Source organism: Dyella psychrodurans (assembly GCF_003363265.1).
In the GTDB taxonomy this organism is placed as follows: Bacteria; Pseudomonadota; Gammaproteobacteria; order Xanthomonadales; family Rhodanobacteraceae; genus Dyella_B; species Dyella_B psychrodurans.
Map to the genome: position 1 here is coordinate 379,170 of NZ_QRBF01000002.1, position 23,812 is coordinate 402,981.

Annotated in this window: 22 protein-coding genes and 1 pseudogene; 12 read left to right on the forward strand and 11 right to left on the reverse strand. The window is 62.0% G+C overall.

All coding sequences use genetic code 11. The features are described from left to right. The first annotated feature begins 154 nt into the window (after window positions 1–154). Complete coding sequence (locus tag DWU99_RS07840; RefSeq protein ID WP_115477456.1) at window positions 155–487, forward strand: hypothetical protein; 333 nt, start codon at window positions 155–157, stop codon at window positions 485–487. Window positions 488–529: 42 nt separating this feature from the next. Here DWU99_RS07840 and DWU99_RS07845 read toward each other — a convergent pair whose 3' ends face one another. Next, window positions 530–1,933: an adenosylmethionine--8-amino-7-oxononanoate transaminase gene (locus tag DWU99_RS07845; RefSeq protein ID WP_425476807.1), complete on the reverse strand. Its 1,404-nt coding sequence runs from the start codon at window positions 1,931–1,933 to the stop codon at window positions 530–532. 28 nt (window positions 1,934–1,961) lie between these two features. Here DWU99_RS07845 and gspN point away from each other — a divergent pair, with 28 nt between their 5' ends. From gspN to DWU99_RS07875, 6 genes are all read left to right on the forward strand, one after another. Further along, window positions 1,962–2,741 (forward strand): type II secretion system protein N, encoded by a 780-nt coding sequence (gene gspN / locus DWU99_RS07850; RefSeq protein WP_115477458.1) that lies wholly within the window; start codon window positions 1,962–1,964, stop codon window positions 2,739–2,741. Next, the gene (locus DWU99_RS07855; RefSeq protein WP_115477459.1) at window positions 2,738–3,538 is read left to right on the forward strand and encodes an inositol monophosphatase family protein; all 801 of its coding nucleotides are present in this window, start codon (window positions 2,738–2,740) and stop codon (window positions 3,536–3,538) included. The genes gspN and DWU99_RS07855 overlap by 4 nt, the downstream gene beginning before the upstream one ends. A gap of 148 nt (window positions 3,539–3,686) precedes the next feature. After that, a complete protein-coding gene (gene nudE / locus DWU99_RS07860; protein WP_115477460.1) occupies window positions 3,687–4,247 on the forward strand; it encodes an ADP compounds hydrolase NudE in 561 nt (186 codons plus the stop codon). Between the two features lie 68 nt (window positions 4,248–4,315). Continuing rightward, window positions 4,316–5,065 (forward strand): 3'(2'),5'-bisphosphate nucleotidase CysQ, encoded by a 750-nt coding sequence (cysQ, locus tag DWU99_RS07865; RefSeq protein ID WP_115477720.1) that lies wholly within the window; start codon window positions 4,316–4,318, stop codon window positions 5,063–5,065. Continuing rightward, window positions 5,062–5,874 (forward strand): nucleoside triphosphate pyrophosphohydrolase, encoded by an 813-nt coding sequence (mazG, locus tag DWU99_RS07870; RefSeq protein WP_115477461.1) that lies wholly within the window; start codon window positions 5,062–5,064, stop codon window positions 5,872–5,874. The genes cysQ and mazG overlap by 4 nt, the downstream gene beginning before the upstream one ends. 143 nt (window positions 5,875–6,017) lie before the next feature. After that, the gene (locus DWU99_RS07875; protein ID WP_115477462.1) at window positions 6,018–6,800 is read left to right on the forward strand and encodes a DUF4097 family beta strand repeat-containing protein; all 783 of its coding nucleotides are present in this window, start codon (window positions 6,018–6,020) and stop codon (window positions 6,798–6,800) included. Here DWU99_RS07875 and DWU99_RS07880 read toward each other — a convergent pair whose 3' ends face one another. Genes DWU99_RS07880 through DWU99_RS07895 form a run of 4 tightly spaced genes read right to left on the reverse strand, consistent with a single transcriptional unit; the run spans window position 6,801 to window position 11,793 of the window. Further along, window positions 6,801–7,931, reverse strand: a complete 1,131-nt coding sequence (locus DWU99_RS07880; RefSeq protein ID WP_115477463.1) for an SLC13 family permease — start codon at window positions 7,929–7,931, stop codon at window positions 6,801–6,803. It lies immediately after the preceding gene. Window positions 7,932–7,953: 22 nt separating this feature from the next. Next, entirely contained in the window at window positions 7,954–8,583 is a 630-nt protein-coding gene (locus tag DWU99_RS07885) for a glutathione S-transferase family protein (RefSeq protein WP_115477464.1), read from the reverse strand. A 43-nt stretch (window positions 8,584–8,626) separates the two neighbouring features. Beyond that, window positions 8,627–11,110: an ABC transporter permease gene (locus DWU99_RS07890; RefSeq protein ID WP_115477465.1), complete on the reverse strand. Its 2,484-nt coding sequence runs from the start codon at window positions 11,108–11,110 to the stop codon at window positions 8,627–8,629. Next, entirely contained in the window at window positions 11,107–11,793 is a 687-nt protein-coding gene (locus DWU99_RS07895) for an ABC transporter ATP-binding protein (protein ID WP_115477466.1), read from the reverse strand. The genes DWU99_RS07890 and DWU99_RS07895 overlap by 4 nt, the downstream gene beginning before the upstream one ends. Between DWU99_RS07895 and DWU99_RS07900 the strand changes: the two genes are divergently transcribed. From DWU99_RS07900 to DWU99_RS07910, 3 genes are all read left to right on the forward strand, one after another. Beyond that, complete coding sequence (locus DWU99_RS07900; protein WP_115477467.1) at window positions 11,792–12,403, forward strand: arylesterase; 612 nt, start codon at window positions 11,792–11,794, stop codon at window positions 12,401–12,403. The two genes, DWU99_RS07895 and DWU99_RS07900, sit on opposite strands and share 2 nt — an antisense overlap. Window positions 12,404–12,505: 102 nt before the next feature. Beyond that, window positions 12,506–13,237 (forward strand): response regulator transcription factor, encoded by a 732-nt coding sequence (locus DWU99_RS07905; protein WP_115477468.1) that lies wholly within the window; start codon window positions 12,506–12,508, stop codon window positions 13,235–13,237. A gap of 15 nt (window positions 13,238–13,252) precedes the next feature. Then, window positions 13,253–14,242 carry a sensor histidine kinase gene (locus DWU99_RS07910; RefSeq protein WP_115477469.1) on the forward strand — a complete coding sequence of 330 codons (990 nt, stop codon included), beginning with the start codon at window positions 13,253–13,255 and terminating at the stop codon, window positions 14,240–14,242. Window positions 14,243–14,298: 56 nt separating this feature from the next. Here the strand turns inward: DWU99_RS07910 and DWU99_RS21400 are convergent, their stop codons facing one another. Further along, on the reverse strand, window positions 14,299–15,654 hold the full coding sequence (locus tag DWU99_RS21400) for a 3-oxoacid CoA-transferase (protein ID WP_115477470.1): 1,356 nt from the start codon (window positions 15,652–15,654) through the stop codon (window positions 14,299–14,301). Window positions 15,655–15,830: 176 nt separating this feature from the next. Then, window positions 15,831–16,724 carry a right-handed parallel beta-helix repeat-containing protein gene (locus DWU99_RS07920; protein WP_115477471.1) on the reverse strand — a complete coding sequence of 298 codons (894 nt, stop codon included), beginning with the start codon at window positions 16,722–16,724 and terminating at the stop codon, window positions 15,831–15,833. Window positions 16,725–17,137: 413 nt separating this feature from the next. On the opposite strand from DWU99_RS07920, the pseudogene DWU99_RS07925 reads away from it, so the two are divergent. Beyond that, window positions 17,138–17,239, forward strand: a pseudogene (locus DWU99_RS07925) (BlaI/MecI/CopY family transcriptional regulator); the annotation flags it as partial. A 385-nt stretch (window positions 17,240–17,624) separates the two neighbouring features. Further along, window positions 17,625–18,668, forward strand: coding sequence for an isoaspartyl peptidase/L-asparaginase family protein (locus DWU99_RS07930; protein ID WP_199535734.1), 1,044 nt, complete (start codon window positions 17,625–17,627; stop codon window positions 18,666–18,668). Between the two features lie 20 nt (window positions 18,669–18,688). On the opposite strand, the gene DWU99_RS07935 is transcribed toward DWU99_RS07930, so the two are convergent. From DWU99_RS07935 to DWU99_RS07950, 4 genes are all read right to left on the reverse strand, one after another. Further along, window positions 18,689–19,765, reverse strand: a complete 1,077-nt coding sequence (locus DWU99_RS07935) for a hypothetical protein (RefSeq protein ID WP_147292898.1) — start codon at window positions 19,763–19,765, stop codon at window positions 18,689–18,691. A gap of 282 nt (window positions 19,766–20,047) precedes the next feature. Beyond that, window positions 20,048–20,635, reverse strand: a complete 588-nt coding sequence (locus DWU99_RS07940) for a response regulator transcription factor (RefSeq protein WP_115477474.1) — start codon at window positions 20,633–20,635, stop codon at window positions 20,048–20,050. A 59-nt stretch (window positions 20,636–20,694) separates the two neighbouring features. Then, a complete protein-coding gene (locus DWU99_RS07945) occupies window positions 20,695–21,972 on the reverse strand; it encodes an ATP-binding protein (protein ID WP_115477721.1) in 1,278 nt (425 codons plus the stop codon). A gap of 66 nt (window positions 21,973–22,038) precedes the next feature. Further along, window positions 22,039–23,589, reverse strand: a complete 1,551-nt coding sequence (locus DWU99_RS07950) for a peptide MFS transporter (protein ID WP_115477475.1) — start codon at window positions 23,587–23,589, stop codon at window positions 22,039–22,041. Window positions 23,590–23,812 lie beyond the last annotated feature (223 nt).

A 23,812-nucleotide genomic window follows, 5' to 3' on the forward strand; every position in this document is an offset into this window, starting at 1 on the left:
GCGCAGCATACAACTTGCCTGGTCAGGCTGTTCATTCATATGAACGCAAAAACCGCCCTGGCCATGGGCTCTTGCAGTCACGGCCGCCCAGGATCAGCATGATCGAGGACCCACAGCGTGCTCGCCGTCCCCGCGTTGCGAGCAGGAGGTTGCCATGTTCAGGTTTGTTCCCCTCGTCGCCGTGCTGGCTGCGGGCTTTGCCGTGACCGCATGGGCCACGCCGCAAAGCACGACAGCGCCCAGCCCCTCGGCTGCCGCGCCCTCCAACACGCAAGGTCACCAGTCGCCCATCAAACCGGGCGACCGCAATTGCCTGCGCTCTACGGGCAGCATGATCCCGCCCAAGAAAGGTGGGTGCCTGCCGGTGACCGGTCGCACCTATACCAAGGACGATATCGACAATACCGGCGCTCATACGCTCGGACCCGCGTTGGAAAGACTCGACCCCAGCATCACCGTTTCCGGCAACGGTTCCAACGGTAATTGAGCGGGTTCGCCTGGCCCGGTGCAGGGTAGGGTAGAGACGGTCTCAGGGTTTCGTAGCGTGCGCGATGCCCTCGATGGCGACATCGACCAGGTGATCGATGTCGCTCTCGCTCACTACGTAAGGCGGCATGAAATAGACGATGTTGCCCAGTGGACGCAGCAGCGCGCCACGCTTCAGGCCGTGCAGAAAAACGCGCAGGCCGCGCCGCTCGTCCGCAAGGAAGGGGCGGCGCGTTGCTTTGTCTGCAACCAGTTCCACGGCGGCGATCATGCCTTGCTGACGCACGTCGGCGACGTGCGGGTGATCGCGCAATGGCGCAAGACGCGAGGCCAGATGAGCCGATAGCGCACGGTTGCGCTCCAGCACAGGTTCGTCGCGGAAGATCGCCAACGTTTCCAGCGCGGCACGGCAGGCCAGCGGATTGCCGGTGTAGCTGTGCGAATGCAGAAAGGCCTTGCCGGCGCTGTATTCCGCATAAAACGCGTCGTAAACGCGCTGCGTCGTCAGCACGGCGGAAAGCGGCAGCGTGCCGCCCGTCAATCCCTTTGAGAGGCACATGAAATCAGGGGCGACGTGGGCCTGTTCGCACGCGAACATCGTGCCGGTGCGGCCGAATCCCACGGCGATTTCATCGGCGATGAAATGCACGTTGTAACGGTCGCAGAGTTGACGCAGGCCGCTGAGGTAACTCGGGTGATACATGCGCATGCCGCCCGCGCATTGCACCAGCGGCTCGACGATCACCGCACACGTTTCGTGCGCGTGTCGTTCGAGCAGCGCGCGCATCTCTTCGAGACGACGCGCAGCCGTCTGCTCCGCCGATTCGCTGGGTTCGCCTTCGTAGGTGTCGGGAGAGGGCGCAAGAATCGGCGTGAGCAACAGCGGCGCGTATGTCTTGCGATATAGCGCGACGTCGCTCACCGACAGCGCGCCGAGCGTTTCGCCGTGATAACTGCCGGTCAGCGCGATAAAGCGCGTCTTTTCGCCATGCCCCTGGTTCAGCCAATAATGGAAACTCATCTTCAACGCCACTTCGATGGCGGCCGAACCGTTGTCGGCGAAGAACACTTTCTCCAGTCCCGCCGGCGTGATCTGAACCAGCCGCTCCGCCAGTTCAATGGCCGGTGGATGCGTGAAGCCGGCGAAGATCACGTGCTCGAGCGTTTTCGCCTGATCGGCGAGTGCGGCGGCGATGCGCGGGTTGGCGTGGCCGAACAGATTGGTCCACCACGAGCTGATGCCGTCGAGATAGCGGCGACCGTCGGCATCGATCAGCCATGGGCCTTCGCCGCGCACGATGGGCACCATGGGCACGCGCTCGTGGTCGTGCATCTGGGTGCAGGGATGCCAGATGTGCTGCAGATCGCGCCGGGCGAGGACGGCGTTGGCTTCGGAGGTGTAGGTCATCCGGCTATGATCGGGGCAGTAGCGGTGCCGCTCAAGCATCACCGCGATCGGGTGCGGAAAAGGATGAATGAAACAACTGCGTATCGTACTGGCCGGCCTGGCCGTGCTCGTTCTGGCCTTGGCTGTGCTGGTGTGGTTCATGCCGGCAGGCCTTGCGTTGTTCCTGCTGCAGTCGCACCTGGGCGGCCTGCGATGGAAGGAGGTCAGCGGAACGATCTGGCAGGGGCGTGCCAGCCAGGTATCCATGCCTGGTATCGATCTGGGAAGCGTTGCCTGGACGCTGTCGCGGCGTGCCTTGATCGGCGATATCCGGCTGGGCCTTGATTTGCGTCAGCCGCAGTTTCAGCTGCAGGGGCAGATGCATCGCGTATCGGCCACGTTGAACGAATGGCGTGACGTGACCGTGCGCGCCGATACCGCCTTGCTCGGCGCGCAGCCGTGGCTGCATGGGCAACCGAAGGGCATGCTCGAGATGCATGTCGCGCAAGCGCAGTTGCAGGGTTATTGGCCTCTGCAAATGGAAGCTTCCGGGGTGTGGTCCAAGGCTGCCGTGCGAACCGGGCAGGAGCAGGCGCCGCTGGGCAAGATGTTGATTCGCGTCACCGGGCAGGCGGGTGTGATGCAGGCGATGCTCGACGACGACGGGCATGGCCCCTTGCAGACGGCTGGACGGCTATCCTTCAGTCCGCTGGGCTGGGATCTGCGCGTGAATCTAAAGCCGCGTCGCAATGATCCGGTACTCTTGCATTGGTTGCACACGCTAGGTCCCCTTGCACCGGACGGGACCGTGCAACTCCGCTATCGTGGCGGTCTGAACGCATTCAATTCGACGACGGGAAATCCATGAGCGACCAGCGATGGGATGCAGCGCTGAAAGCGGCGCGCGAGGCAGCGGAGGCTGCGGCCGGGATCATTCGCCATTACTGGCAACGTGGTGTGGATGTGGAGATCAAATCCGATGCCACGCCCGTCACCGTTGCCGATCGCGAAGCCGAGCAGGCGATTCGCGCCGTACTCGGCCCGGCACTGCCGGGTGCGGCGATCTACGGCGAGGAATTCGGACTGGATGGCGACCGCGACGGTTTGCTGTGGCTGGTCGATCCGCTGGATGGCACGAAGAGTTTCGTGCGGCGCACGCCGTTTTTTTCCACGCAGATCGCGTTGATGCATCGAGGCGAACTGGTGCTTGGGGTATCCAGCGCGCCCATCTACGGCGAAACGATGTGGGCGAGCGCAGGCGGCGGTACCTGGTTCAACGGCGAGCGCGTGCAGGTGGCGCAGACCGCCGACATGGCGCAGGCTTCGATCTCCACCGGCAACGTCAAGACACTCACCGGCGATGCGCGCTGGCAGGCGCTCGGCGCCATGATTCGCGACAGCAACCGCATACGCGGCTATGGCGATTTCTGTCACTACCATCTGCTTGCGCGCGGCGGTCTTGATCTGGTCATCGAGTCCGATGTGAATATTCTCGACATTGCGGCCCTGGCGGTGATCGTGCGCGAGGCGGGCGGCGTATTCACCGATCTGGAAGGCGGCGCACTCACGCTTGACACCAGCAGCGTGTTGGCAGGTACGCCCGCCATCCACGCACAGGCCCTAAAGCGTTTCTCCCTCTCCCCTTCGGGGAGAGGGCTGGGGTGAGGGGCAATCTTGCGACAGAGCTTCATTTCGCAAAAGCAGGAACACCAAGCATATCGCCTGAAACGACATCTTTATCGCAAGACTGAGCCCCTCACCCCAGCCCTCTCCCCACCGGGGAGAGGGAGCAAAAAGCCGCTACAATCCCTACATGCCACGCTATCCCATCGTTCATGCGACACGCGACTCCAAAACAGGCAGCAGTTTCCTGCATGTGGAGCAAATCGACCTGGAATTCGCCAACGGCGAACGTCGCACGTACGAGCGGTTGAAAGGCAGCGGATTGGGCGCGGTCATCATCGTGCCGATGCTGGACGACGAAACCGTGCTGCTGATTCGCGAATATGGCGCCGGCGTGGATCGCTACGAACTTGGCCTGCCGAAAGGGCGCCTGGATCGCGACGAAACCGTGGAGCAGGGCGCCGACCGCGAATTGAAGGAAGAGGTCGGCTACGGTGCGCGCAAGCTGAAAATCCTGCACAACCTGTCGTTGTCGCCGTCGTACATGACGCACATGGCGCACGTGGTGCTGGCGCAGGATCTCTATCCCGAGCGTCTTGAAGGCGACGAACCCGAGCCGCTGGAAGTGGTGCCGTGGAAACTCGCCGACCTGCACACGCTGGTCGCGCGCGACGACGTCACCGAAGGTCGTTCCATCGCCGCGCTGTTCCTTGCGCGTGAATATCTGGCTGGACGTCTGCAATTATCGTGAGCGATACCTTCGATCATCCCTTGTTGTTGGAGATCGCTTCGCTGGCGCGTCGCGCCGGCGAAGCAATCATGGCCGTCTACCGCGAAGACTTCGACGTCGAAGTCAAAGAAGATCATTCGCCGCTCACCGCGGCGGATCTCGCCGCGCAGAAAGTGATTGCCGCGGGGCTGGCGCAACTCGATACCGTGCTGCCGCTGGTGTCGGAGGAAGCGAGCCAGTTGCCGTGGGAAGAACGCCGCGGCTGGTCGCGCTACTGGCTGGTCGATCCGCTCGACGGCACGCGCGAATTCGTCAAGCGCAACGGTGAATTCACCGTCAATATCGCCATGATCGAAAACGGCGAACCGGTGATGGGCGTCGTGCTCGCGCCGGTGACCGAAGACCTGTTCGTCGCCGCGCGCGGATACGGTGCGTGGTGGCAGGTACAGCCGGGCGATGCGTGGGAACGCATTTACGCACGCGAACTGGCCAAGCCGCCCGTGGCCGCCGGCAGCCGTTCGCACGGAGGCATGGCCGAAGCCGTCATGCGCCGTCTGCTGGGTGAGGAATATCGCCTGCAGCCACTGGGCTCCTCGCTGAAGTTCTGCCTCATCGCACGCGGTGCGGCGGATGTGTATCTGCGCCGCGGACCGACCAGCGAGTGGGATACCGCCGCGGCGCAATGCGTGCTGGAAGAGGCCGGTGGCGCGGTGCTCGATCTCGAAGGACGGCCGCTGCGCTACAACCGCGGCGAATCGCTGATCAATCCCGAATTCCTCGCGGTCGGCGATGTCGGCATCGACTGGGCCGCGCGGATGCGCGACGCCGGCCTGCCATGAGCAACGCCACCCGCTACAGCCTGGAAGACTTGCTGGCGATCATGGCGCGCCTGCGCGACCCGGAGCGCGGCTGCCCGTGGGACGTGAAGCAGGATTTCAGCACCATCGCGCCTTATACCGTCGAAGAAGCCTACGAAGTGGCCGACGCCATCGATCGCCGTGACTGGCACGATCTGCGCGACGAACTGGGCGACCTGCTGCTCCAGGTCGTATTCCACGCGCAGATGGCCCAGGAGCAGGGGCTGTTCGACTTTGACGATGTCGCGCACACGATCAGCGACAAGATGCGCCGGCGGCATCCGCATGTGTTCGGCGACGTCACCTACGCCGATTTGGACGAGCAGAAGCGGGCATGGGATGTCATCAAGGCCGGCGAGCGAGTCGCCAAAGGCGATGCCCACGACGGCAGCGTGCTGGCCGGCGTTTCGCGCGGCCAGCCCGAATGGCAGCGTGCTCTCAAGCTGCAACAGCGGGCAGCAACGGTCGGTTTCGACTGGCCCGACCACCGGCCGGTGATAGAAAAACTGCACGAGGAACTGGCCGAAGTGCAGGCCGAGTTCGAGGCCGGCGCGGCCCCGGCCCGCCTGGAAGACGAGATCGGCGACGTACTGTTCGTGGCGGTGAATCTCGCCCGGCACGCAAAAGTCGACTTTGCCCGCGCCCTGAAGCACGCCAACGCGAAATTCGAGCGGCGTTTTCGGCGCATGGAGCAGCTGGCCGGGGAGCGGGGGCAGGCACTTTCAGAATCGGATCTGCGCGCCCAGGAAGCCCTCTGGCAGCAGGCCAAAACCGAAGAACGCCGTTCCTGACCGGCTATGCCTCTTCCTTGGGGAAATCAGGGTCAACCGGGGTAGGGCCATTTGAGCGATCATCCCGCGTCAGGCGGGCACAGGGATTCAACCTTTTCCGCCCGCCCAGCATCTCAGAATCGTACATTCACTGGAGATCCTGCATGCGCCGCATCCTCGTACTACTTCCTCTGCTGTTGATCCCGCTGACCGCCGCGGCCGACGAATGCCGGTATACGGCCCCGCGGAATCTGCATGAAGATCTGGCTGGCGTACGCGGTGTGCAGGTCGAGCTGCACAGCCACGATCTGCACTTGATGGGCAACGGCAATGCCACGGCGCTCGAACTGACCGGCCGTGCCTGCGCCTCGTCCGAGTCGGCGCTCAACAACTTGCAGGTCACTTCGCATCGCGAGGGCGATCAGCTGATCATCGACGTGGGTAGCACGCACACATTCAACGTCAGCGTGTTCGGCGTGTCCTACCAGTATCTCGATCTGCAGGTCCGCCTTCCTTCGAGCATGCCGGTGACCGTGACCGGTGGTTCGGGCGATGCTTACATCAGCGACCTGTCGCAGCTGGACGCCCAAACCGGCTCGGGCGATCTGCATATCGACCACGTCACGGGTCAAGTGAGCGTGACTGCGGGTTCCGGCGACATCGAAATCAGCGACGTCGGCAGCCTGCGTGCGGGCTCGGTGGGTTCGGGCGACCTCAAGGTTCGCGTCGTGCACGGCGATGTGCACATCGGCAGCGTGGGTTCCGGCGACGTGGTGCTGGATCGGGTGGATGGCAGCGTCAACGTGGGAACGCTCGGCTCCGGCGACCTCAACGTCGATAACGTGCGCGGTGACTTGACCGTCGGTGCGAAGGGCAGCGGCGACGTGTCGCACAACAACATCGCCGGCAAAGTGAGCGTGCCGCACGACCACGATGACGACGATTGATCAAGCCATGCGCATCACGGCATAAACCAGTGTTGCGCAAACCAGCAGAAACGGAATGGAAACCTCGTGAAACAGCCGCATCCCATGCGGCTGTTTTGCTAATCGCAGCGCGATGAGATTCGCCAGCGACCCGATCACGATGCCGAAACCGCCGACATTCACGGCTACCGCCAATGCCATCGCATCAGGTGTGCGCTCAAGCAGCAGCACTGTGGCAGGCACATTGCTGATCAACTGAGAACTCACAATACCGCTGAGATAGAGCGTAAATGGATGGCTGAAGTCCACGCCGTCCATCGCATGGCTGACCATCGGCAGCGCTGCAAAGTGGCCCAGCCCAAGAAAGATGGCGGTGAAGGTAGCCATCAGCAGCCAGTCGATCTGCTTGAGGCTGCGCCACGAAAACAGCGCGAACGGCACGATCAGGAAAAGAGCGCCGAGCAGTGCGTGGCCGCGCTCCATCATCAGCACCATCATGATCAGGCTGGTGATGGAGAGTGCCGCCAACGACACCGAGATGGCGTGGCCATCCAGTCGATTGGCCTGCAAGGTCACGCGTTCCCTGGGCAGCCAAACCCAGGTAAGCAGCGCGACCAGCACGAACATCACGCCGGCCACGGGCAACATGTGGCCGACGAACGACAGGAAGGGAATCCGGTCGTATTGCCAGATCAGAAGATTCTGCGGATTGCCGATCGGGCTGAGCGTGGAGCCTGCGTTCACCGCCAGCGCTTCCAGTACCGCCATGCGCAGGATCGGCAGGTTCGACATGCTGCCGATCGCCACCGTCAACGGCACGACCAGGAACAGGCTGACGTCGTTCGTCAGCACCGTCGATAGCACGGCTGTCATGCTGACAAGCAGCAATCCAACGCCACGCAGCGAATGCATGCGCGCCACCATCATGCCGGCAAGGCGCTGGATCAGGCCGCTGTCCCGGATGCCCTGAATCGCGATCAGCAAGCCGAGCAGGCCCGACAGCGTGGGCAACTGCAACCAGTGTCGATATCGCGTCAACGGTTGCGGATCGACGACCGCCAGGACGAGCGTAAGCGCTGCGAAGAGCAGTAGCAGCCACTCATGCTTCAAGCGGCTGCGCCAGTCGTGTGCGGGCAGGGTATCGCTGTTCATGGGTGGCGCGCTGCGGCGTGAATCACCACTCGCTCAAGCCTTCCAGTTCGTAAAGCCGCTTCCAGCTCGGACGCGCGCGCATCAGGTCTGCGAGGCGCTTCAGCGAAGGCCATTCGGTCACCGGACGGGGCATGTTGCGCGACCAGCGCATCAGCATGATCAGCAGCAAGTCCACACCGGAAAACTCGGCGCCGAGCATATAAGGGCCATGCGCCGACAGATGCTCCTCAAGGTGATCCCAGATCTTTTCGATCCTGCGTTGCAGCGCTGCGCGAATGGCTTGCGGATGTTCCTCGTTGCCGAGTTCGTGCGGGTAGAACCAGAACCGGTAGCTCGACATCAACGTGTTGCTCAGGTGCACCGACCATTGCAGCCATGCGTTGTGCGCAGGCGTGCCGGCCGGCGGAATCAGCTTCGCTTCCGGATGACGTTCGGCCAGGATCGTAAGCAGGGCCACCGACTCCCACACGGGCTGGCCATCGATGATCAGCGTCGGCACGTGACCGCGCGGATTGAGCTTCAGATACTCGGCGCTGTGCTGAGCATCCTTCTCGATGTCGACCAGCTCGAGTTTGTAATCGGCACCGATTTCAAGCAGCGCCAGATGCACGACCATGCTGGCGGTGCCGGGGGAGTAGTAAAGCGTGTACATGCGCCGTCCTCGTGCGGATGGAAAGTAGCATCGTACCCGGCCATCACTCTGCCCGCAGCAATCGCATCGGCGGCGTATGCGTCACTTTTCGCGTACCGGCCAATCCCAGCAGCATCACCACGATGGCAGCGGCGAGTGCGGCAAGCGCCAGCGGCATGGCTTGCGGCATGAAATCCTTGATGTGGAACACGCTGCGCCCCAGCCACCAGCCACCGACCATCGCGCCAAGTGCCGCGGTCACACCCGCGATAAGTCCGAGCAAGGCAAACTCGCAGGCGGCAGCGATGCGCAGCAATCCACGTCGTGCACCCAGCGTTCGCAACAGGGCAGCCTCGTGGCGGCGCTCCTGTCCGCTCGTGGCGAGCGCAGCAGCCAGTACCAGGGCGCCGGCCAGCAGGCTGAAGCCCAGCACCCACCGCACCGCGTCCGTTACGCGCTGTACGATCTCGCGGACACGATCGAGTAGCGCATCGACATCGACCAGGCTCAGGTTCGGGTAATCGCGCGACAGTCCCGCAAGGGCCTCGGCGTTGCCGCGCGGCAGATAGAAACTGGCGATCCAGGTATGCGGCAGTGCGTTCGCATGCGTGGGGTCCATCAACAAAAAGAAGTTGACCCGGAAGGTCGTCCAGTCGACATGGCGGAAACTGGTAATGCGTGCGTCGAGTTGACCTTCGCCGACATCGAAGCGCATCGTGTCGCCAAGTTTCAGCGCGTACATGTCGCGCCACATCGTATCCACGGACACTTCGGCCTCTTGCGGGTGAGGTGCGAACCAGTCGCCGGCAATGACCGTATTCGAAGGCGGTAGCTCATCGGACCATGACAGGCGCAGTTGGCGATCGGACCAGTCTTTTGCGCGTTCGTCCTTGAAGCTCATCTTGTCGATCGGATGGCCGTTGATGGCCGTGAGCTTGCCCACCGCCAACGGCATCATGTTGAGCTGGTTGGCACCGACGCGCGCGAGGGCCTTCGCGAAATCGGCGCGCTGATCGTCCTGCAGATTGAGCACGAACCAGTTGGGTGTGTCGGCTGGCAGTTCGCTGCGCCAGCCGTCTAGCAATGCGGGCGCGACGACGGCAAGCAACAGCAACGCTGTGAGGCCCAGGCTCAACGCCGTGGCTTGCACGATGCTCAATCCGCGGCGGCGCGCCAACGCGGCCATGCCCAATCGCAGTGCAGGATGGCCGCCGGGCGTCACACGGCGTGCAATCCACAACATCAACGCGGCGAGCAAGGCGGCGACCACCGCCACGCCCAGGAGGCTGACGGCGAGAATGCCCGCCAGCCTGGCCGATCCGCTGAGATTCCAGATGAGTGCCAGCGCGACGACGGCGGGAATCAGGTACAGCGCGTCAAAGCGGCGTATCCGCCGCGCAAGACTGGCGCGAAACACGGCCACCGGGGGCACGTCGGCAAGTCGCACCAGTGGCGGCAGGGCAAAGCCCACCAGCACCGCGATGCCCATGCCTGCTGCCGCCAGCGAAGGCAGCACGGGCAAAACGGTGGGCACGCCGGCGAACAACTGACTGGCGAACATCCATGCCCCCTGCGCGAGCGCAAGCGCAAGCAAGACGCCGATGACGGCGGCCGGAATCGCCAATCCACCCAATGTGCCCAACAGCAATGCAAGCACGCGTCCGCGCGACGTACCCAGCGCGCGCAACAGGGAGACTTCGCTGGTCTTGCGTCGTGCGTAGCGCTGCGATGCCAGTGCGATGGCGACGCCGGAAAGCAGCGCCGAAAGCAGCGCGGTGAGTCGCAGGAATGCACCGGCACGGTCGAACGCGCTTCGCATCCGTTCCTGCGTCTGCTCGGGAGTGATGAGTTCGCCGCCTTGCGGCAACGCTGCGGATTGCGCCCATGTGCGCCAGCTCTGTACCGCGGCCGGCGCACCCGCCAGCAGCAGGCTGTGATGCGCGCGACTACCTACGCCGAGCAGGCCGGATTGTTCGGCGTCGCCGAGATTCATGAGTGCGCGCGGCGCCATCGCCACCAGTTCGCCGCCGTCCGGCTGCTGCAGCAACTCGCCCGCAATGCGCAGATCGCGGCCGCCCACCTGCACGGTATCGCCGACGTGTCGTTGCAGCGCGACCAGTGCGCGATGATCGAGAAGGACCGTGCCGGCCGCTGGACCGTGTGTGACCACCTGTCGCCCGTTGGCATCGGCGATCTGCAAGGTGCCACGGAGCGGGTAGGCCGCATCGGTTGCCAACACGTCGAGCAACTGGCTTTGCTGCTGGGCGAAGGCCACGCTGGGAAAGCTTGCCGTGTGCGTCGCCGCCAATCCACGTTCCAGGCCAGCCTGCGCAAAGGTGTCGGGGATGCGTTGTGGCGCGGACACACCCAGGTCGCCGCCGATCAATTCGGCCGCGCTGGCCAGCACGCCGCGTTCCATGCGCGCGGTAAGCGTGGTCACCACGCCCAGCGCGACGACCGCCAGCACCAACGACGCAGCCAGTGTGCGCAGTTCGGGAAGGTGCCATTCGCGCCGCAGGCTGCGCAAGGCCAACAGCCATATTTTCATGCCATCGGCTCCAATCGGCCTTCATGCAATTCCGCGCGACGTGCGCAACGTTCCGCCAATTGCAGATCATGCGTCACCAGCACCAACGTAGTGCCGTGATCGCGATTCAACGCGAACAGCAGATCGCACACGTGCCGCCCGGTGCGCCGATCCAGATTGCCGGTGGGTTCGTCGGCAAACAGCAGGCGCGGTCCGTGCACGAAGGCGCGCGCAATGGCCACGCGTTGTTGTTCGCCACCGGAAAGCTGCGCGGGGTAGTGCCTGCGACGCGCGCTGAGTTCGACTGCTTCAAGCGCGGCACGCGCTCTTTCGCGCGCGGCCGGATTGCCTTCCAGCTCCAGCGGCAGCATCACGTTCTGTTCGGCGGTAAGCGCCGGCAGCAGATGGAACGACTGGAACACGAAACCGACCAGGCGACGGCGCAGATCGGCGCGGGCCTCTTCATCGAGTTGTTCCAGCGCATGGCCGTCGAGCTGGATGCTGCCTCGCGTGGGCGTATCCAGGCCGGCCAGCAGGCCAAGCAACGTGGTCTTGCCCGATCCGGATGCGCCGACAATCGCGAAACTCTCGCCGGTGTTCACCTGCATCGCGACATCGCTGAGGATATCCAGCCGCCCCTCAGGCCCGTTCACCGACTTGCTAACATCGCGAACTTCCAGAACCGGACGAGAATCATCAGTCATGCGTCGTTTCCTTTGTCTACTCGTTCTGCTTTGCGGTATCGGGGCGCTCCATGCGGCGCCGGCGAAGACCGTGCTTGTCTTGGGGGATTCGCTTTCCGCCGCGCATAACATTCCCGTGGAAGCGGGATGGGTGCATCTGCTGGAAGTACGCCTTGAAAACATGGAGCCGGGCTGGACGGTCGTCAATGCCAGCATCAGCGGCGATACATCGGTGAGCGGCCGCAATCGCCTGCCGGCGCTGCTGGCGCAACACCATCCGCGCATCGTGGTCATCGAGCTGGGGGCCAACGACGGCCTGCGAGGGCTGCCTCTGGCCGATTTGCGCACCAACCTGACCACCATGGTGGACGCCGCCCAGCACGCCGGCGCCAAGGTGCTGCTGCTCGGCATCGAGCTGCCCGTGAACTACGGACCGCAGTACCGCGATGGCTTGCGCGCCATCTACGCCGACCTGGCCCGCGAGAAGCATGCGGCGCTGGTGCCATTCCTGTTGGAAGGCGTTGCCCTGAACCCGGCGCTGATGCAGGAAGACGGCCTACACCCCGTGGCCGCAGGCGAGCCCATCGTGCTGGATACGGTGTGGCCGAAGCTTCAGCCTTTGCTGCACTGAGACTGCGTATACGGTTTTGTTCACCTAAATTCACGTCCCGATTACGATCCCTGCCGGTAGCCTTCACAAATGTGAAGACAACAGTGGTGGGGCGAGGTGACCATGAGTTCACGTGACGAGCATGCCGGACTGATCCTGTTGGTCGAAGACAATCGCCAGATCGCCGAAATGGTCGGCGAATTCCTGGAGCGTCGTGGCTACTCCGTTGATTTTGCTCAAGATGGCGTCAGCGGACTGCATCTGGCGGTCTCCAACAGCTACGACGTGGTGGTACTGGACCTGATGCTTCCGGGCATCGATGGCCTCGATGTCTGTCGCAAGCTGCGCAGCGACGCCAAGAAGTCCACCCCCGTGCTGATGCTGACGGCCCGGGACACCCTGGAAGACAAGCTGATCGGCCTGGAAGCCGGCGCCGACGACTACCTGGTCAAACCGTTCGAGGTGCGCGAACTGGAAGCGCGCCTTCGTGCGCTGATCCGCCGCGATCGCCGCCAGGTGTCGAGCGAAATCCTCAACGTGGGCGACATGACGCTGGATACCGCCACGTTGCGGTTGACGCGCAGCGGGCAGGAACTCACCGTCTCGCCGATCGGCCTCAAATTGCTGGCGATCCTGATGCGCGAATCGCCGCGCGTGGTGAGCCGGCGCGATATCGAGCGCGAGATCTGGGGCGATACGCTGCCCGATTCCGATACATTGCGCTCTCATCTCTACAATTTGCGCCGGGTGATCGACAAACCCTTCGAGCGGGCGTTGTTGCATACGATTCACTCGGCGGGCTATCGACTTGCCGATCTTGATGCGGAGACGACCGCAGCAAGTCACATCGCCTGATCACTTGATGCGTTCATGACGTCACGAGGTACTCCCAATCAGCGTGCCGGCTCGGCGCGCGGCAGCTTCCAACGCCGATTGTTGCTGATTTTCGGTGTGCAACTGGTGTTGGTGTTGCTGGCGTATTTGATGGGCTATTACAACGTTGCGCCCGCGGGAGCCGTGCTGCTGCTGATCGTGATCGTCAGTGCGCTGGCATGGCTTGCGGTGCAGCGCGTGTGGCGGCCGATCAGTGCGCTGGCGCGCTTGGTCGACAATTGGGATGGCGGGCAGGGCAGTCTGGATGCGTTGCTTCAGTCGGACCGATTCTCGCGACGGGCCGATGCTGATGTCGCGGCGCTGACGCGTGGATTCCACACTTTCGCCAGCCGCATCGCGGGCTACAACGAGCGAGAACGCAATTTCACGCGCGATGCCAGTCACGAACTGCGCAGCCCGCTTACCGTGATCAAGATGTCGACCGACATGCTGGCGGACGAAGCCAGCCTGAGCGAATTCGGCCAGCGTTCCGTGCAGCGCATTCGACGCGCCACGCGCGAAATGGAGGCGTTGGTCGAGGCGTTGCTGATCCTCGCGCGCGAAGCCGATAACGGCCAGGGCGAGCAGGTTTTCGTGGTGAACGACGTATTGCGCGACGAACTGGTCGATGCGCGCGAAATGCTGCATGGTCATCCCATCGAACTGCAGTTCGAAGAGCCGGCCACGTTCGCGCTGCATGGATCGCCGCGCGTCTTCGCCGTGCTTTGCTGGCAGCTGATCCGCCATGCCAGTCAGTACACGGGGCAGGGCACCGTCCTGGTTACCGTGTTGCCGGGCGCGGTAAGCGTGACGGCCAGTGCCGGTGCTGACCACGATCCCGCGGAGCCGGGGCAGCAGGGATTCGAATACGCCATCGCGCGACGCATCAGCGAGCGCTTCGCGTGGTCCTTGCAACTGCAGGTGCACGGTGGAAACCGCTACGTGGCGGAGATTCGGTTTCCGCAGCCGTTACCCGTTTCGGCGTAACGGCTGCGATTCCCTCCCTTGCCCGCAGCCTGCAGGCAAGGGAGGGAGAGCTTGGATCAGCGAAGCGACGCGTGCACGTCGAACGGGCATCCCGTCTTTGCCTTGACCTCATCCAAAGTGACGCCTTCGTGCATTTCGATCAGCGTCAGGCCTTTGCCCTTCGCCACTTCGAACACGCACAGGTCCGTGATGATGAGGTCCACGACCTGCTTGCCGGTGAGCGGCAAGTCGCACTGATTCTTGATCTTCGGCGAACCGTCCTTGGCGGTGTGTTCCATCAACACCACCACGCGCTTCACGCCGCTGACCAGGTCCATCGCACCGCCCGGACCCTTCACCATCTTGCCCGGCACCATCCAGTTGGCGAGATCGCCGGAGCTGGACACTTCAAGGCCACCGAGGATCGACAGGTCGACATGCCCGCCGCGAATCATCGCGAACGATTCGGCACTGGAGAAGTAGCTCGAGCCGGGCAGTGCGGTAATCGTTTGCTTGCCTGCGTTGATCAGATCGGGATCGACATGCGCGTCGTCGGGGAATGGGCCGATGCCGAGCAGGCCATTCTCCGATTGCAGCGTGACGTCCATGCCCACGGGAATGAAGTTGGCGACCAGCGTGGGAATGCCGATGCCGAGATTCACGTAGAAGCCGTCGCGCAGCTCCTTCGCGGCGCGTTGCGCCATGGCCATGCGGATGGGGCTTTCCTTCCCGGTGTTGGCGCCGGCGACGGTACGGAATTCGATGCGCTTTTCGTATTTCGCGCCCTTGACGATGCGGTCGACGTAGATGCCGGGCACGTGGACCTGATCCGGATCGAGCGTTCCCACATCGACCAGTTCCTCCACTTCGGCCACGCAGATCTTGCCGCAGGTGGCGATCATCGGATTGAAGTTGCGCGCAGTCTTGCGGAACACCAGGTTGCCGAGCCTGTCGCCCTTCCATGCCTTGACGATGGAAACGTCGGCGTGGATGGCCTCTTCCAGCACGTATTCCTTTTCGCCGAATCGCTTGGTTTCCTTGCCTTCGGCGAGCTTGGTGCCATACGCCGTGCGCGTGTAGAAACCGGGAATGCCCGCACCGCCGGCACGCAATTTTTCGGCCAGTGTGCCTTGCGGCACCAGATGCAGTTCCAGCTCACCGGCCAGCACCTGGCGCTCGAATTCCTTGTTCTCGCCCACGTAGGAGGCGTACACCCGCTTGACCTGGCGCGTCTTCAACAGCGGACCCATGCCGAAATCGTCCACACCGGCGTTGTTGCCGACGATGGTCAGCCCCTTCGTGCCTGCGGCGAGCAGTGCGCCAATCAGGTTCTCGGGGATGCCGCACAGACCAAAACCGCCTGCCGCGATGGTCATGTCATCGAACAGCAGACCGTCCAGAGCTTGCGCCGCGCTTGCATAAACCTTGTCCATGAGGGTGCCTTCTTACAGGGGAGGGTTAGCTGCATAGGATACGACGGATTGCTTTTAGGTCATGTTGTACCTATGTCGCAGGCGGATCCGGTGATCCGGGGGCCTGCCATGACCGCACGCAGCAAAAGGCCCGCAGAGACGAATCTCGGCGGGCCCGCCAGCGCTGTGGATGAGAGTTACTGAACCGTCATCGTGCCCGTGGGTGCACCTTGGACAGAGTTGCCTGTCGACCGGTTGTTTCCGGCCGATGAAATAACGCCAGGATCTCCGCCGAATGCCACGACGTTGTTGAAAAAGTCAACATTGGAAACAGCGATGGTCGCTGCCGAGCCGGCATCTACCGCAGTGCCATTGAACGAAAATAGACTGCTTTCCACATTGACCGACCCTACCTCGGCATAGACGCCATAGGCAGCATTGTTCTGGAAGATCGAATGTGTGACGTCGATATGTCCACGCAGCGTTCGCAATGCAGTCTGCGTATTTTGAATCGTTACATTCTTCAGTGCCGCGGCTACCGGGCCAGGGCCAGTGGAGCCATCGATCGCGACACCCTGATGGCCGCCCGTCATGGTGGAATCTTCGATCAGCACGTAGATGCTGTAGCTGGAGTTGATTTCAACGTTGGTCTGAGCGAAGCCTTCAAAAATGCAGTGCTGAATGAGGACATTGCCGGCGCCGAGAATGGATACGCCATCCAGTCCTTGTCCCCCGATGCCGTCAAATGTCAGATTGCGCAGGATCACCTTGTCGCTGGCGCCCGCCGAAATCACCATACCGTTGGTTCCCGAAACCAATACGCCACTCAGGTTTCCGCCACCGTCGATCGTGATGGCCTTGGTGATGGTCAGGGCGCCGAAGCCACCTGGATCAAGTACATCGATTTCACCGCCTGCGACGGTTTTGGCGATGGCTCCGGCAAATGTCTTGCAAGGCGCGGTTCGGCTGCACGGATTAGCATCATCGCCGACACCCGATACCCAGGTTCTTGTAGCTTGCGCGTGCGCTGTTGTGGCGAACACGAACGCGACTGCCAGCGTAGACAGCAGTAATTTCAAAAATCGTTTCATCGCACTTACCCCTTGATGGCACGAAACGCAGCAACAGACGTAATGCCCGACCTTACAGCGGGTCCGTTGGGCTTCAGGCGGGCATCCCCTTTTCAACGTGCGGTAACCGCACGCTGAGGCTCCAAGAATAGATGAAAATTTGTGATTTGCATCCCATTTTTTTAGGGTGGTACTTGCTATGTGGCTGCGACTAACGGGGCCAAGCGATCTGTAGTCGTTTTGCTGCACAAAATTTTCCTCCAGGACCGCGCAGCCTAACTACCTGTCATGGCAGGTGATGGGGTGGTACATACAGTGAGGTCGCCGTCGTTCGTTGCAGAGGCGTGACAATTCATGCCGCGCGCGAAAGTCGACGGAGCTTGACCATCGACAAAAGACGCGTCGGGATCGTGATGGAGCCGGACGGTTCGCAGGGCCGCGTCGCGCCGCACGCCGCGCACTTTTCCGAACAGCGCAAGCTGAGCAAGAAAGGCACCGCCGAGCTCTGCAAATTGCAGCAAGAGCTCGACGACGATCAAACTTTACCAGCGTGCAACCGCTGGCATCCGTCACGGGTGCACACTGTTGCTGGTCTTTACGACTGCAGTACTCGTCGTAGGCGCATTGCCCAAATATTGTCGCCGTACGTTCGGTGCCGAGCGTACCTTTCTACTTTGATTGTTACCGTCTGCCGCGATGCTGACTACATGCGCTGGATGAGCAGCCCGTTACATGAACTTCGAGCAAATCTCTGTGGAAAGAGCATTGCAGTTGATCGCGAAGATTGACGGCAAGGGGGCCATATTCCAGGGCAAGCAGATTCGATGCGAGACTGCTTTGGACGAATGAAATATCCCCTTTGAGGGGGGTGACAGCTGGCTATACTGATCCCATCACGACACCCTCAGGGAGAGTGATCGGATGAAACGCCGATTGTTTGTTGCACTAGCCAGTTTCGGAATTGCCTTCATGAGCCACGCCACTTCGCCGGTCTTGGTCATCCATGGCGGCGCGGGCGTCATCAAGCGCGAGATGAACCCGGCCAGGGAAAAGGCGGTGCGCGCCGCGATGACCAAGGCGCTGCAAGATGGGTACGCGCAACTCAAGGCGGGCAAGCCGGCCATCGACGCGGTGACGGCGGCGCTCACGGTGCTTGAGGACGATCCCAACTTCAATGCCGGCAGAGGCTCGGTGTTCACCCACGACGGCAAGAACGAAATGGATGCCGCGGTGATGGAAGGCGATACCTTGAGCGCGGGTTCCGTCGCCGGCGTGCATCGGGTGAAAAATCCGATTCTGCTGGCGCGTGCTGTCATGGAGCACTCGTCGCATGTAATGCTGGTGGGTGACGGTGCCGAGGAGTTTGCGAAAGAGCAAGGTATTGCGCTGGTCGATCCCTCCTATTTCCGCACCGAGGAGCGCTGGCAGCAGTTGCAGCGTGCCTTGAAAGAAGATGAGCAAAAAAAGCCGCACGCGGATCTTGAAACCGCCAAGCACTTCGGCACGGTCGGTGCCGTGGCGCTCGACAGCCAGGGACACCTTGCCGCCGGAACGTCGACTGGCGGGATGACGGACAAGCGCTGGGGTCGCGTCGGCGATTCACCGATCATCGGCGCGGGTACCTACGCCAACGCACAATGCGCTGTGTCCGGCACCGGCTGGGGCGAGTTCTACATGCGAACGGTTGCCGCGCACGAGATCTGCATGCGCGTGTCGATGTTGGGCGAGCCGCTGCAGCGCGCGGCTGCCGAGGTCATCAATCAGGAAATTCCGTCCATGGGTGGCAACGGCGGCGCCATTGCGTTGGACGGCAACGGAACCATCGCCATGCCGTACAACACGGAAGGCATGTACCGCGGCTGGATCGGTGCCGATGGCGTGCCGCATGTGGCGATCTACGACGACGAACCGGATCCCTCGAATCATCCGCCTGCACCAGCCTCGGCGAGTTCTTCCTCGGAATAGTCGGGCGATGACGCTTGATGCTAAGCGCCACCCAGGTTGATGCCCGCAGCGAAGGATATGCACAGCAGGGTCATCGACACGACAAAGACGGCGAGACAAAGCTGGCCGAAACGTTTGTGCCTGCTCGTCCAAACGGAAAGCGCAAGATAAACGCCGGGCGCGATTCCCACATAACGGGTCATCGACATCAACGTACCCGTGGATAGCGGGGCAAGAATCGTCAACGCCGTAAAGGTGGCGAGTCCACGCCAACCCCGTCGCCAGCAAGTCACGATACTGGCAATCCCGGTCACGGTTACGAGGAAGTTCAGCAGCTTCGGATTCCAGGGAGTCGCAATCCTGAAAGGCCTGTGCACGTAATCAAGAAGCGCTGTCCACGGCGCTGTAAATTCTCTTCCCCACGCGATCTGAATGTCCTTGAAGGCAAACGGATCGCCGGTGATGGTCCACAAGTAAAACATGAACGCGCCGATACCACCCGCCATGGGTAACAGCTTGAGGAGGTCGTGCGGTTTCCGTTCGCCGTGGAACCACCTCAGAACCACCGACGGCAACAGGAACGCGCCGTTGAGCCGGGCTGTTCCTGCAAACATGCCGGCGAGACCTGCAAGCCACCAACGTTGATAGTAGGCAGACAGGAACGTGATCATCACCAGCGAGAAAAAAAGAGCTTCGGTCTGGGGAAGCATCATGAAATAGCTGGTGGGCCAGAACGCGGCGAACAGCACGGCGTCATCGGCCTGTTCCATCGATTGAGTCAATTTCTCGGCCAGTGTCCACAACATGCTCCAGCCGGCGAGTGTCAGGAGATTGACCATCAGTATCCCCGACCAGAGCCACTCGCCCGTAACCTTGGCCATGATGCGCCATAGAAGCGGATGAAGAGGGAAGAACGCCCAATTGGCTTGCTGTGTGGCGCTAAACGGACGATGTTCGTAACCGTTCTTGGCGATACCCAGGTACCAGGCGCCATCGTTGCCGAGTGCCACGTCGCGCAGTCCCTCGGCGACTGCCTTGCCATTGAGCTTGATGACGATACTGTCGTCACGTAACCACTGACTGGCCGGTATGTGCTGGATGAGCGGCACGATGGCCAATATCAATACGATCACCAGCCGGGACAAAAGGAATGGCACAACAGTGCGACGCAGCCCCATCGGAATGTGAAGTCGCAGGCTGGGCCAGCGCGGGGACGACACCCGCAAATCAGATTGATCCATGGCAGTAAGTGGGACTTCCATATCGAGGTTGTGATGGCCGCTGCGCTAAGTGCCGCGCTGCATAGGCAGAAAAGCCCTGGCATCAAATCGAATGAGTGACTCGATGCGGGTAAGGCCGGTATTTTTGGCCTCAACAGCCTTGAGGACGCGTGGAGAATATCAGTCGTCGCTTTCCGGCCGTTCCCGCACGGGATGCTTGCTCAACTTGCGCTGCAGCGTGCGGCGATGCATGCCCAGGCGGCGCGCGGTTTCGGAGATGTTGCCGTCGCTCTCGGTGAGCACGCGCTGGATGTGTTCCCACTCGAGTCGACGCAAAGCGAGTGGGGCTTCCGGCGCATCAAGCACTTCGTCTTCGCCTTGTTGCGCCGAGTCGCCATCGAGCAGGGCTCTGACGACGGCATCGGCATCCACAGGTTTGGACAAGTAATCGTGCGCGCCGCGTTTGATGGCTTCGACGGCAGTAGCGATGGATGCATAACCGGTCAGCAACAGGATGCGCATGTCCGGTACGAGTTCGTGCAACTCGGGAATCAGTCGCAATCCGTTTTCTTCACCCAGCTTGAGATCGAGCACGCAATGGCGCGGTTGATGGCGTCGGGCCAGCGCGCGGGCCTCGTCGGCGTGGCGGGCGCTGATCACTTCGAAACCGCGCGAAGTCAAGGCCCTGGTCAATACGCGTACAAAAGTGTCGTCATCGTCCACGATCAAGAGCGGACGCGTGCCACCAGCCTGGTTCGGGTCAATCATGTGCCACTTCCTGACAATCTGCCGCGCTATTTTGCCGGATATGCGCGGCGTCCGCTCGCTCAATGTTCGGCAATCACCGCCATTGGCAGGCGCAGGCACATTTCCGTGCCGTTTTCGCTGCTTGCGATCACCAGCTCGCCTGCCAGCCGTTCGGCGGTGGCTTCCGCCAAGGCCAATCCTATGCCCAGCCCGCTTAGTTTATCGCTACGGCCGATCGCCACGGGGGCGCCCGAGGGATTAAATCCGGGGCCCTTGTCGCGCACGATCCACTCCAGCGAGCGGCCGTCGCGGCGCACTTCCAGCACAACGCTGTTCGAATCCTTCAATGCGGAAGCATCGACGGCGTTGTTGAGAAGGTTGAGAAGGGCATGGCGTAATCCCGGCGGTGTGCGCAGCACGACATGTTCCAGGTTCGGCTGTACATGCAATTCGAAATCCGCCTCGGGGCGCAGAAGTTTGAAACGTTCCACGCAGCCGTGAATGAAGTCGGGCAACGCAAGGCGTTCGGGTTCCTGCGATAACTGCGCCTGACCGAAGGCGACCATTTCGCGCAGGATGGTGCGGCAACGTTCCACTTGACCTTCCAGCAGCAGCAGGTCTTCGTCGAGTGCCGCATCGGAGCCATGTTCGCGACGAAGCTCCGGCAGCAGCGTGCGCATGGTGGATAGCGGCGTGTTGAGTTCATGCGCGGCGCCCGCGGCCTGGGTGGCGATCGCCAGGATGCCCTCGTCGCGCAGTGCGCGTTCGCGTACGCGCTGGACTTCCAACTGTTGCAATTGCACGGCGCGCGCTAGCCGATTGATGAAAAAGCCCAGCAGCAAGGCGGTGATGACGAAATTGACGCCCATGCCCGCGACAAGCAGCGTCACGCCATGGTCATTGTGAGTCCACTCGTGTGCCGGCAGCGGCACCTTCCAGTTCAGCAAAACGAAATAAGCCGTTCCTGCAAGCATGGCCACTGCCAGAACAGCGCGCACCGACAAGGCCGCCGCGCTCAGCGCAATGGGTACCAGCAGCAACGTGATGAAGGGGTTGCTCGCACCGCCGGTGAAATACAGAAGGTAGCCGAGTACCAGCGTGTCGGCGGCAATGTGACATACCGTTTCCCACTCGCGCACCGGCCATGGTTGCCGGATGCGCCACGCCGCGAAGACCGCAAACACGGCGAGCATGTCGATGCCGAGCAATAGCGTCAGCGTGGGGATGTCGATGCGCATCCACCACGAACACACCATCACCGCGACGCTCTGGCCTGCAATGGCGCAAAGACGCAGCCACGCCAAAGTGCGCGTCAGCGCAAAGGGACCGATGTGTTGCTTGAGCTGGCGATGGGGCATGGTCGGCAAGGAAGTGGCAATCCGCCGCATTATGCGGCGGATTGCCAGCCGACCGGGATGTTCCGATCAGGGCGTGTTGAATTCCTCGCTGCGCACGGCGGGCAGCGGGTCGTGATTCGTGGCCGCGTCGGAATGGCTGGCCGACAGCCGGTTCATCAACGGCAGCATCAACAGGGCGATGGCGGTGCAGCCGATGCCCACGAAGCCGAGGATGTTGAACAGATGCGTATAGATCGCCAGCGACTGCAGCGGGTTAGTGATGTTGTCCGGGATGTGCGCGATGTTGGCCACCACGCTGCCCAGGTATTGCGAAATACCGACGGCGACGAAGTACGCGCCCATCATGAAACCGCCCATGCGCTCGGGCACGTAACGGGCAATCATCGCCAGGCCCAGGCCGCTCACCAGCAGCTCACCCAGCGAGTACAGGCCGTAGCCCCAGACCATGATCCAGGACGAAACCTGGCCGTTCGTCGACCAATTTGCGCCGAAACCGTACATGAAGAAGCCGAGCGCCACGGCGGCGAAGCCCCATGCGAACTTGGTCGCCACCGACGGATCTTTGCCAATGCGCCCGAGCGAGTTGTAGATGAAAACCAGCACGGGGCTCAGGACCACGATCCAGATCGCATTGAGGTTCTGGTACTGCTCGGGAATCCACGTGAGCATGTGCCAGCCAAACAGGTCGAACGACAGATTGACGTTGCGCTGCGCGAACAGATTCAGCGACGTTGCCATCTGCGCGTAGAAGATGAAGAAGAAAATGGTCTGCACCGTCAGCACGAGTGCGGCGATGAGGCCGGCGCGTTCGCTGGGGCGGCTGCTGCGAATCAGGTGGATGAAGATGCCGAGGATGACGACACCCGCTCCGTACACGCACCACTTGGCAACGGTTTCGCTTTGCAGAATGAAAGCGGAGATAAAGACCGTGCCGAGTCCGGCCAGCAACACCAGGGAAAGGCGCCTGATATCCACCGGCCGTTCGTCGGCCGGCGAACCGATGTGCGACAGCGTGCGGCTCATGAACGAGTAATTGATCAGGCCCGCGACCAGGCCTATCGAACATGCGCCGAACGCGGTATGCCAACCCATCGAGTCGCCGAACTTGCCGGCGATATAATCGCGAATCCACGGCGTCGCCGTCATGGAAATCATCGAGCCGACGTTCACCGCCATGTAGTAGATGGTGAATGCACTGTCGATGCGCGTTTCGTCGCCTTCGTAGATCTTGCGAACAAGGTTGCCCGCGTTGGGTTTGAAGAAGCCGTTGCCGACGACGATCACACCAAGCGCGAAATAAGTGGCGTAGGCATTGTCGGATGGCATCCACAGCAGGCCGTAACCGGCGGCGAGGATCACCGCGCCCATCAGCATGGTGCGACGCGTGCCGAGCAGCTTGTCGCCGACCCACCCGCCAATGGCCGGCGTGGCATAAATCAAGGCTGCGGCTGCGCCCCAGACCAGGTTGGCCTTGGTGTCGATGAAGCCCAGCTTCTTCATCATGAAGGTGACCATCAACACCTGCATGCCGTAGAAGCCGAAGCGTTCCCACATCTCGATCAGGAAGACCGTGTAGAACGAACGGGTTTGTGAAACGGGCGGGTTCTGAGTTGCCATGAAATCATCCGAATACGTGTACTGCGAGGCCGCTTGCGACCTGTTTATATGTCCCTTTGGACAGGGCACATTCGGCGAAGCGTAACCCATCCGTCATTAGCTTGAAGTTGCAATGCGGCAAGAAAAATCCTGCGATAGCCAGGTAAAGCGCCGGCTTGTGGCATCATTGCGCGCTGTTGCCTTCTCAGGGGGAGCGCCGCCTGCCATGCCGAAAAACGTCGTA

What these genes read in the sequence shown, in the direction of transcription:
- DWU99_RS07875 (WP_115477462.1), top strand. Translation starts at nt 6,018, where the DNA reads ATGCGCCGCATCCTCGTACTACTTCCTCTGCTGTTGATCCCGCTGACC.
- gspN (WP_115477458.1), top strand. Translation starts at nt 1,962, where the DNA reads ATGAAACAACTGCGTATCGTACTGGCCGGCCTGGCCGTGCTCGTTCTG.
- DWU99_RS07845 (WP_425476807.1), bottom strand. Translation starts at nt 1,933, where the DNA reads ATGCTTGAGCGGCACCGCTACTGCCCCGATCATAGCCGGATGACCTAC.
- DWU99_RS07930 (WP_199535734.1), top strand. Translation starts at nt 17,625, where the DNA reads ATGAAACGCCGATTGTTTGTTGCACTAGCCAGTTTCGGAATTGCCTTC.
- DWU99_RS21400 (WP_115477470.1), bottom strand. Translation starts at nt 15,654, where the DNA reads ATGGACAAGGTTTATGCAAGCGCGGCGCAAGCTCTGGACGGTCTGCTG.
- mazG (WP_115477461.1), top strand. Translation starts at nt 5,062, where the DNA reads ATGAGCAACGCCACCCGCTACAGCCTGGAAGACTTGCTGGCGATCATG.
- DWU99_RS07950 (WP_115477475.1), bottom strand. Translation starts at nt 23,589, where the DNA reads ATGGCAACTCAGAACCCGCCCGTTTCACAAACCCGTTCGTTCTACACG.
- DWU99_RS07945 (WP_115477721.1), bottom strand. Translation starts at nt 21,972, where the DNA reads ATGCCCCATCGCCAGCTCAAGCAACACATCGGTCCCTTTGCGCTGACG.
- DWU99_RS07890 (WP_115477465.1), bottom strand. Translation starts at nt 11,110, where the DNA reads ATGAAAATATGGCTGTTGGCCTTGCGCAGCCTGCGGCGCGAATGGCAC.
- DWU99_RS07940 (WP_115477474.1), bottom strand. Translation starts at nt 20,635, where the DNA reads ATGATTGACCCGAACCAGGCTGGTGGCACGCGTCCGCTCTTGATCGTG.
- DWU99_RS07920 (WP_115477471.1), bottom strand. Translation starts at nt 16,724, where the DNA reads ATGAAACGATTTTTGAAATTACTGCTGTCTACGCTGGCAGTCGCGTTC.
- DWU99_RS07895 (WP_115477466.1), bottom strand. Translation starts at nt 11,793, where the DNA reads ATGACTGATGATTCTCGTCCGGTTCTGGAAGTTCGCGATGTTAGCAAG.
- DWU99_RS07880 (WP_115477463.1), bottom strand. Translation starts at nt 7,931, where the DNA reads ATGAACAGCGATACCCTGCCCGCACACGACTGGCGCAGCCGCTTGAAG.
- DWU99_RS07905 (WP_115477468.1), top strand. Translation starts at nt 12,506, where the DNA reads ATGAGTTCACGTGACGAGCATGCCGGACTGATCCTGTTGGTCGAAGAC.
- DWU99_RS07885 (WP_115477464.1), bottom strand. Translation starts at nt 8,583, where the DNA reads ATGTACACGCTTTACTACTCCCCCGGCACCGCCAGCATGGTCGTGCAT.
- DWU99_RS07900 (WP_115477467.1), top strand. Translation starts at nt 11,792, where the DNA reads ATGCGTCGTTTCCTTTGTCTACTCGTTCTGCTTTGCGGTATCGGGGCG.
- DWU99_RS07840 (WP_115477456.1), top strand. Translation starts at nt 155, where the DNA reads ATGTTCAGGTTTGTTCCCCTCGTCGCCGTGCTGGCTGCGGGCTTTGCC.
- nudE (WP_115477460.1), top strand. Translation starts at nt 3,687, where the DNA reads ATGCCACGCTATCCCATCGTTCATGCGACACGCGACTCCAAAACAGGC.
- cysQ (WP_115477720.1), top strand. Translation starts at nt 4,316, where the DNA reads ATGGCCGTCTACCGCGAAGACTTCGACGTCGAAGTCAAAGAAGATCAT.
- DWU99_RS07855 (WP_115477459.1), top strand. Translation starts at nt 2,738, where the DNA reads ATGAGCGACCAGCGATGGGATGCAGCGCTGAAAGCGGCGCGCGAGGCA.
- DWU99_RS07910 (WP_115477469.1), top strand. Translation starts at nt 13,253, where the DNA reads ATGACGTCACGAGGTACTCCCAATCAGCGTGCCGGCTCGGCGCGCGGC.